The organism is Xanthomonas sp. BRIP62418 (assembly GCF_003993495.1).
Classification (GTDB): Bacteria; Pseudomonadota; Gammaproteobacteria; order Xanthomonadales; family Xanthomonadaceae; genus Xanthomonas; species Xanthomonas euroxanthea.
Map to the genome: position 1 here is coordinate 76,713 of NZ_QEZG01000025.1, position 7,215 is coordinate 83,927.

A 7,215-nucleotide genomic window follows, 5' to 3' on the forward strand; every position below is an offset into this window, starting at 1 on the left:
CTAGAACCCGAGAATTTCCTTGCCGAGTGCGAACACCGGCAGGGCGGCGAGCACGCCGTCGATGCGATCCAGCACGCCGCCGTGGCCCGGAATCACCGCGCCCGAGTCCTTGGCGCCGGCATGGCGCTTGAGCAGGCTCTCGAACAGATCGCCCAGCACCGAGGCCAGCACCGCCACCGCCGCCACCAGGATCAGCTGCGGCACGTGCGCCAGGGTGAGCCCGGCCAGCAAGCCGAACGCGCAGGCGACCACGATGCCGGCGACCATGCCGCCGAGCAGGCCTTCGATGGTCTTGTTGGGGCTGACCCGCGGTGCCAGCTTGTGCTTGCCGAACGCGCGGCCGGCGAAATAGGCGCCCGAATCGGCCGCCCACACCATGGTCAGCGCGGTCAGCAGCCACAGGTTGCCCTTGTCCGGGTTGGCATGCAGCAGCACCAGCGCGGCCCAGGCCGGCAAGACCGCCAGCGTGCCGGCGGCGAGCTTGAGCGCGCGCGCCTGGCCGTTGCCGTGATCGGCACCGAAGGTGAAAAAGCGCAGCCACAGCAGCGCCAGCAGCCACCAGACCACCCCCACCAGGGCGGCGATCTGGAACAGCACCATGGAGCCAGCCGAGGCCCACACCATCAGCACCATCAGCAGCAGATTGAGCATCAGCAGCACGGTGCGCGGCAGGCTGTCGTCGATGCCGGAGAGCTTGAGCCACTCCCACAGACCGGTCAGGAACAGGATCGCCGCCAGCGCCGCCAGCCATTGCGTGGGCAGCAGCACGATCGCGCAGATGGCGAGCGGCGCCATGATCAGCGCGGCAATCACGCGGGTCTTGGTCATGCGGAGGAGCTCTCCGTCGCCTTGTCGGCGATCTGGGCACTGGTCAGGCCGTAGCGGCGTTCGCGCCCGGCGTAGTCATCCAGTGCCTGCTGCAGCACGCCGGCATCGAACTCCGGCCACAGGGTTTCGGTGAACCACAGTTCGGTATAGGCCAGCTGCCACAGCAGGAAATTGCTGATGCGGGTGTCGCCACCAGTGCGGATGAACAGGTCCGGTGCCGGCAGGTCGGCCAATGCGACGCGGCTGGCCAGCAGCGCTTCGTCGATCTGCTGCGGTTGCAGGCGACCGGCCGCCACTTCTTCGGCCAGGGCCCGCGCGGCCAGCGCAATGTCCTGGCGGCCGCCGTAGCTGGCGGCAATGCTCAGCACCAGGCGCGAATTGGCCGCGGTGATGCGTTCTGCGCCGGCCATGCGCTCGCGCAGCGGCGCCGCGAAGCGGCCGCGATCGCCGATGAAGCGCACTTGCACGCCGCGTCGCTGCAGCTCGTCGACCTCGCGGTCGAGTGCATGCAGGAATAGTTTCATCAGCGCATCGACTTCCTCCTGCGGGCGCCCCCAGTTTTCACTGGAAAACGCGAACAGGGTGAGCGCCGAGACGCCTTTTTCCAGGCAGAAGTCGATGGTGCGGTTGACCGCGCGCGCGCCGGCGCGATGACCGATCATGCGCGGACGCCGCCGACGCTGCGCCCAACGCCCATTGCCATCCATGATGATGGCAATGTGGCGCGGCACGGCGGCAGCGGAAGGTGCTGGATGCATGGCAGGCGATGCCACGATCAGACCGTCATCAGTTCCTGTTCCTTGGCCTTGACGACCTCATCCACATCCTTGATGGCCTTGTCGGTCAGCTTCTGGATGTCGTCCTCGGCGCTGCGCGCCTCGTCTTCGGTGACCGCCTTGTCCTTGAGCAGATCCTTGACCTGCTGGTTGGCATCGCGACGGATGTTGCGGATGGCCACCTTGCTGTCCTCGCCCTCGCCATGCACGGACTTGCTGAGCTCCTTGCGGCGCTCCTCGGTCAGCGGCGGCAGGTTCAGACGGATCACGGTGCCGACCACGGTCGGGGTCAGGCCCAGATCCGAGGCATAGATCGCCTTCTCGACGTCCTTGATCATGCCCTTGTCGAACAGGCTGATGACCAGCGAGCGGCCTTCGGAGACGCTGATGCTGGCAACCTGGTTGAGGGGGGTGTCGGTGCCGTAGGCCTTGACCTTGATGCCGTCCAGCAGCGCCGGAGAGGCGCGGCCGGTGCGCACCGTGGTCAGGGAATGGCGCAGAGCATCGATGCTCTTGGTCATGCGCGTGAGCGCGTCTTGTTTGATCTGGTTGAGCATCGCCGGAATCCGTGTGGAGCTGAATCCGGAGATTATAGCCGGGACTGAGGTTTCACGACTCGCGGGTCGTCAGGACCCGCGCAGCCGGTTCACCTGATGGCGCCGCTTCCCACTGCAGGCGCTCGACGGACAGGCATCAACGCAGGCGTCAGCGCTGCGCTTTTGCGATTCCCGAATCCCGATTCCCCAATCCCGCCCTCAGCTGCGGCCCTGCACCAACGTGCCGATCTGCTCGCCGTGCAGGATGCGCAGCAGCACGCCGGGCTCGCTCATGCCGAAGATGCGCAGCGGCAGGTCGCTGTCGCGCGCCAGGGCGAAGGCGGCGGTGTCCATCACTTCCAGGCCCTGCAGGATGACCTGGTCGTAGGTCAGACTGTCGTAACGCACCGCATCGGTGTGCTTCTTCGGGTCCTTGTCGTAGACGCCGTCGACCTTGGTTGCCTTGAGCAGCAGGTCGGCGCCGATCTCGATCGCGCGCAGCGCCGCGCCCGAGTCGGTGGTGAAGAACGGATTGCCGGTGCCGGCGGCGAAGATCGCGATGCGGCCCTTTTCCAGGTGGCGGATCGCGCGACGGCGGATGAAGTCCTCGCAGACATCGTTGATCTTGATCGCGCTCATCACGCGCACCTTGGCGCCAAGCTTCTCCAGCGCATCCTGCATCGCCAGCGCGTTGATCACGGTGGCCAGCATGCCCATGTGGTCGCCGGTGACGCGGTCCATGCCGCTGGCGGCCAGGCCGGCGCCGCGGAAGATGTTGCCGCCGCCGATCACCAGGGCGACCTGCGCGCCGGCCTGCTGGGCTTCGATCACTTCATGGGCGAGGCGGTTGATGACCTTGGGATCGATGCCGTAATCCCCGTCTCCCATCAGCGCCTCCCCGGAAAGTTTGAGAAGAATGCGGCGATAGGCAAGTTCGGACATGGGGGAAACCTCGGTGTGGGGGATCGGCAAACGCCGGCAAGTCTAGCGGAAGCCTGTCACCGGGCGTGGTAAAAATTCGGTAGTTGGCAATGACGTGACGTGTTGCTCAGTGCGCGCGCGGCGGCTGCGGTGTCGGCACGTCGGTCGCATCGTAGGCGGTGACGCGGTTGCGGCCGCGATGTTTGGAGCGGTACAGCGTGCTGTCGGCGGCCTGCAGCAGATGCTCGATGCTCTCGAACTGGCGGTCGTCGCCGCCGTGGGTGGCCAGCCCCGCCGAGAAGGTGATGTGCAGCGGGCCGCCCTGCAGTTGCGCCATCGGCGTGCGTGCGGTTTCGGCCAGGATGCGCTCGACCACCATCAATGCCGCTTCGGCCGCGGTGTTGGGCAGGATCACCAGGAATTCCTCGCCGCCATAGCGGGCGACCAGGTCGCTGGTGCGCACCATGCGCTGCAGCGTCTGCGCGAAGTTGCGCAGTACCTCGTCGCCGACCAGGTGACCATGCGCATCGTTGACGCGCTTGAAGTCGTCCAGGTCGATGAAGGCGATCGACAGCGGCCAGTTCTGGCGCGATGCCAACTCGAACTCGTGCGCGAGCGCAGTGCCGAGCTGATGGCGATTGAACACGCCGGTCAACGCATCGCGGCTGGCCTGTTCGGCCAGATGGCGCATGCGGTTTTCCGATTCGTCGGCATGCCGGCGCGCTTCGGCCACGTCCTGCAATTCGCGCAGGCTGCGCAGCATCGCCAGTTCGCGCGCCTGCTCGAAGATCATCTGGATGTGCTCGGGCTGCGGCACGCGAATGTCGAACAGGGCTTCCAGTTCGGGCAGCGATTCGGCGATGCGTTCGATCACCTTCTCGAAGCGTTCGGCGTCCAGGTCCAGCACCTCCTGCGCCTGTTGTTGGGCGTGTTCGGTGGCCGCCACGGCACTGGCCGACAGCCAGATGTCGGCCAGGCGCCCGGACAGCGCGACACAGGCCATGAACGGCTCCAGGCTGGCGGGCTCTTGCTCGCTTTGCGCGATGGCGTTCTGCAGGTACGGCGGCAACTGCCACTGATGCGCGAGCCAGGCGCCGACTTCGGCATGGGTGGCGCCCAGCTGCTCGCGTTCGGCCTCGAGCAGCGCGGCGTTGTCCGGCGCCTGCTCCAGCAGCGGCGCATACAGCTCGGGCGCGCCCTGCAGCAGGGCCAGCTTGCCGATGTCCTGCAGCAGGCCGGCCAGCATGAGTTCTTCGGGTTTGCGGATGCCGTAGGCCTGCCCGAGGATGCGGCTGGCCAGCGCACACAGCCCGGCACGGCGCCAGATGCGCTCATGCAGCGGATGCGCGGCGAAGGTGCTGCGCACGCCGTGCACCATCGAAAACCCCAGTGCCAGGCTCAGGGTCGCGTTGAGGCCGAGCATGGTCAGCGCCTGGCCGAGGTTGTCGATACGGCGGCGGCTGGCGTACAGCGGCGAATTGGCAACCCGCAGCATGCGCGCGCTCAATGCCATGTCCATGCCGATGACGTTGGCCGTGGTGGTCATGTCCACGTCGGGGTCCTGCGCCAGCTCGATGACGCGCAGCGCCACACCCGGAGGCGACGGCAGGTTGCGGCAATAGTGCAGGGCGGCCTGTAGATCTGGTTGCATGGGTCATCGCCGACGGTGAACGCAAGCATACCGCTGCGTTCGTTAATGGGGCACGCCATGCTTGGCCGCCGCCGCGCTGCAGCGCGTGCGTGATGGACGCGGAAAGCCTGGTCGGCATCCAGCTGTAGCGGCCACCGCCACGACATCTGTAGATGTTGAGGCCGGTTGCGGGCCTGGCGGATGCGTTCGCTTCAGTTTCGCGCGTTGCTGGCGCGCGCGCCAGCGCCGGGCAAAAAAAAAGCCGCGGCAGGCCGCGGCTTTTTCTATGGTGCGGCGAGGATCAGGCCAGTCCGGCCTGCTTCATCACTTCGGCGGCGTAGTCTTCCACCACCTTCTCGATGCCTTCGCCAACGGCCAGGCGCTGGAAGCCGACCACGTCGGCACCGGCGGCCTTGACCGCCTGCTCGACGGTCTGGTCGGTGTTCAGCACGTACGGCTGGCCGTACAGCGTCACTTCGTTGACGATCTTGCTGATCTTGCCGCTGATGATCTTTTCCAGGATCTCGGCCGGCTTGGCCTTGTCCTTCTCGGACATCTTGGCCAGTTCGATTTCCTTTTCCTTGGCGATGAACTCGGCCGGGACGTCGGAGGCCTTGACGTGCGGCGGGTTCATCGCGGCGATGTGCATGGCGATGCCGCGAGCCAGCTCGACGTCGCCACCCTTCAGCTCGACCAGCACGCCGATGCGGCCGCCGTGCACGTAGGCTGCGACGTTGTTGGCGCTGTCGATACGCACCAGGCGACGCACCTGCAGGTTCTCGCCGACCTTGGCGATGACCGCGGCGCGACGCTCTTCGATGGTCTCGCCGCTGTCGAGCTTGACGCTCTTGAGCGCTTCGGCATCGGCTGCGTCCGCGTTCAGCGCGGCGGTGGCCACGGTCTCGGTGAAGGCCAGGAAGTTCTCGTCCTTGGCGACGAAGTCGGTCTCGGAGTTGACTTCGACCAGCACGGCCTTGCCGCCGGCCTGTGCGGTGGCGATGCGGCCTTCGGCGGCAACGCGGTCAGCCTTCTTGTCGGCCTTGGCCAGGCCGGACTTGCGCAGCCATTCGGCAGCGGCGTCGATGTCGCCTGCGTTTTCGACGAGTGCCTTCTTGCACTCCATCATGCCGGCGCCGGTGCGCTCGCGCAGTTCCTTGACCAGGGAAGCAGTGATTTCCATGGAATTACCTCATATGGACGAATGCGTGCGGCGGAATGTTCCGCCAGTAGGAGACGACGCAGCCATGCCGGCCGCCCCCGTAGAGATGTTCGGTGGCCTCGGCGACGGGCCGCGGTGGACCCGTCGGGGCTGCGGCCGCACAGCATGGTGCGGCCGCATTGCAGGCCGATTACTCGGCAGCCGGAGCGGCCGCGTCGGCCGGCGCGTCAGCCTTCTTGTCGCCCTTCTTGGCCGGAGCGCGACGGCCCTTGCCTTCGTCGGCGGACTCGGCGGAGAACTCTTCCTCGCGCACCGACGCGGAATTCGGCGCAGCGGCCTTGCCTTCCAGCACGGCGTCGGCAGCGGCGCGTGCATACAGCTGCACGGCACGGATGGCGTCGTCGTTACCCGGGATGGCGTAGTCGACCAGGGCCGGATCGTAGTTGGTGTCCACCACCGCGATCACCGGAATGCCGAGCTTCTTGGCTTCCTTGATGGCGATGTCTTCATGGCCGATGTCGATCACGAAGATCGCGTCGGGCAGGCGGTTCATTTCCTTGATGCCGCCCAGCGAGGCGTCCAGCTTCTCGCGCTCGCGACGCAGGCCCAGCACTTCGTGCTTGACCAGCTTGTCGAAGGTGCCGTCGGTCTCGGCCGACTCCAGTTCCTTCAGGCGGGCAACCGACTGCTTGACGGTACGGAAGTTGGTCAGGGTGCCGCCCAGCCAGCGCTGGGTCATGAACGGCATGCCGCAACGCTCGGCTTCTTCCTTGATGGACTCGCGCGCGCTGCGCTTGGTGCCCAGGAACAGCACGGTGCCGCGCTTCTGCGCGATCGAGGAGAGGAAGTTCATCGCGTCATTGAAGAGCGGAACGGTCTTCTCGAGGTTGATGATGTGGATCTTGCCGCGCGCGCCGAAGATGTACGGCGCCATCTTGGGGTTCCAGTAGCGGGTCTGGTGACCGAAATGGACGCCGGCTTCCAGCATCTGACGCATGGTGACTTGGGGCATTGAAGTAACTCCTGATAGCGGAATCACCGTGCGCGGCCTTGACTTTGAAAAGTCCGCACATGGATGTGCGGGCTGTTGCGAGGGACTCGCATCAAAACGCACATGATTCCGGGGTTGGGCTTCCCTGTCGCCTCCGTGTCGAACCCCCTGTTGGGGGCACCCCGGCACGGATGGCGGCGGCAGGTGTGAATTCGTCGGTGACGTCCGACGTGAACGACGCACTGCGTGCAATACGCAAAACAGCCGGCGGAGTATAGCCGGCGGGGCGGGGAGGTGCAATTGGGGCTCGGGATTGGGGATTTGGGATTGGCAAAAGCTGGGCTTCCACGATGCGAATCCCCAATTGTGCAGGC

General features: G+C 66.1%; 7 protein-coding genes. All 7 read right to left on the minus strand.

The window, feature by feature from the left end:
- Positions 1-828, minus strand: coding sequence for a phosphatidate cytidylyltransferase (locus EO174_RS03540; RefSeq protein WP_126942279.1), 828 nt, complete (start codon positions 826-828; stop codon positions 1-3).
- Positions 825-1,586: a polyprenyl diphosphate synthase gene (gene uppS, locus EO174_RS03545; protein ID WP_164739074.1), complete on the minus strand. Its 762-nt coding sequence runs from the start codon at positions 1,584-1,586 to the stop codon at positions 825-827. Before uppS ends, EO174_RS03540 begins: the two co-directional genes overlap by 4 nt.
- Positions 1,587-1,603: 17 nt before the next feature.
- Entirely contained in the window at positions 1,604-2,161 is a 558-nt protein-coding gene (frr, locus tag EO174_RS03550) for a ribosome recycling factor (RefSeq protein WP_115049235.1), read from the minus strand.
- Between the two features lie 198 nt (positions 2,162-2,359).
- The gene (pyrH, locus tag EO174_RS03555; RefSeq protein WP_104648342.1) at positions 2,360-3,082 is read right to left on the minus strand and encodes a UMP kinase; all 723 of its coding nucleotides are present in this window, start codon (positions 3,080-3,082) and stop codon (positions 2,360-2,362) included.
- A gap of 106 nt (positions 3,083-3,188) precedes the next feature.
- Positions 3,189-4,712: a GGDEF domain-containing protein gene (locus tag EO174_RS03560; RefSeq protein WP_126942282.1), complete on the minus strand. Its 1,524-nt coding sequence runs from the start codon at positions 4,710-4,712 to the stop codon at positions 3,189-3,191.
- A gap of 280 nt (positions 4,713-4,992) precedes the next feature.
- Positions 4,993-5,871, minus strand: a complete 879-nt coding sequence (tsf, locus tag EO174_RS03565) for a translation elongation factor Ts (RefSeq protein WP_126942285.1) — start codon at positions 5,869-5,871, stop codon at positions 4,993-4,995.
- Between the two features lie 169 nt (positions 5,872-6,040).
- On the minus strand, positions 6,041-6,862 hold the full coding sequence (rpsB, locus tag EO174_RS03570) for a 30S ribosomal protein S2 (RefSeq protein WP_026064294.1): 822 nt from the start codon (positions 6,860-6,862) through the stop codon (positions 6,041-6,043).
- Between the last annotated feature and the right edge of the window lie 353 nt (positions 6,863-7,215).

Bases quoted from the DNA above. Each gene is read 5' to 3' on its own strand.
- EO174_RS03540 (WP_126942279.1), bottom strand. From the start codon at position 828: ATGACCAAGACCCGCGTGATTGCCGCGCTGATCATGGCGCCGCTCGCC.
- uppS (WP_164739074.1), bottom strand. From the start codon at position 1,586: ATGCATCCAGCACCTTCCGCTGCCGCCGTGCCGCGCCACATTGCCATC.
- frr (WP_115049235.1), bottom strand. From the start codon at position 2,161: ATGCTCAACCAGATCAAACAAGACGCGCTCACGCGCATGACCAAGAGC.
- pyrH (WP_104648342.1), bottom strand. From the start codon at position 3,082: ATGTCCGAACTTGCCTATCGCCGCATTCTTCTCAAACTTTCCGGGGAG.
- EO174_RS03560 (WP_126942282.1), bottom strand. From the start codon at position 4,712: ATGCAACCAGATCTACAGGCCGCCCTGCACTATTGCCGCAACCTGCCG.
- tsf (WP_126942285.1), bottom strand. From the start codon at position 5,871: ATGGAAATCACTGCTTCCCTGGTCAAGGAACTGCGCGAGCGCACCGGC.
- rpsB (WP_026064294.1), bottom strand. From the start codon at position 6,862: ATGCCCCAAGTCACCATGCGTCAGATGCTGGAAGCCGGCGTCCATTTC.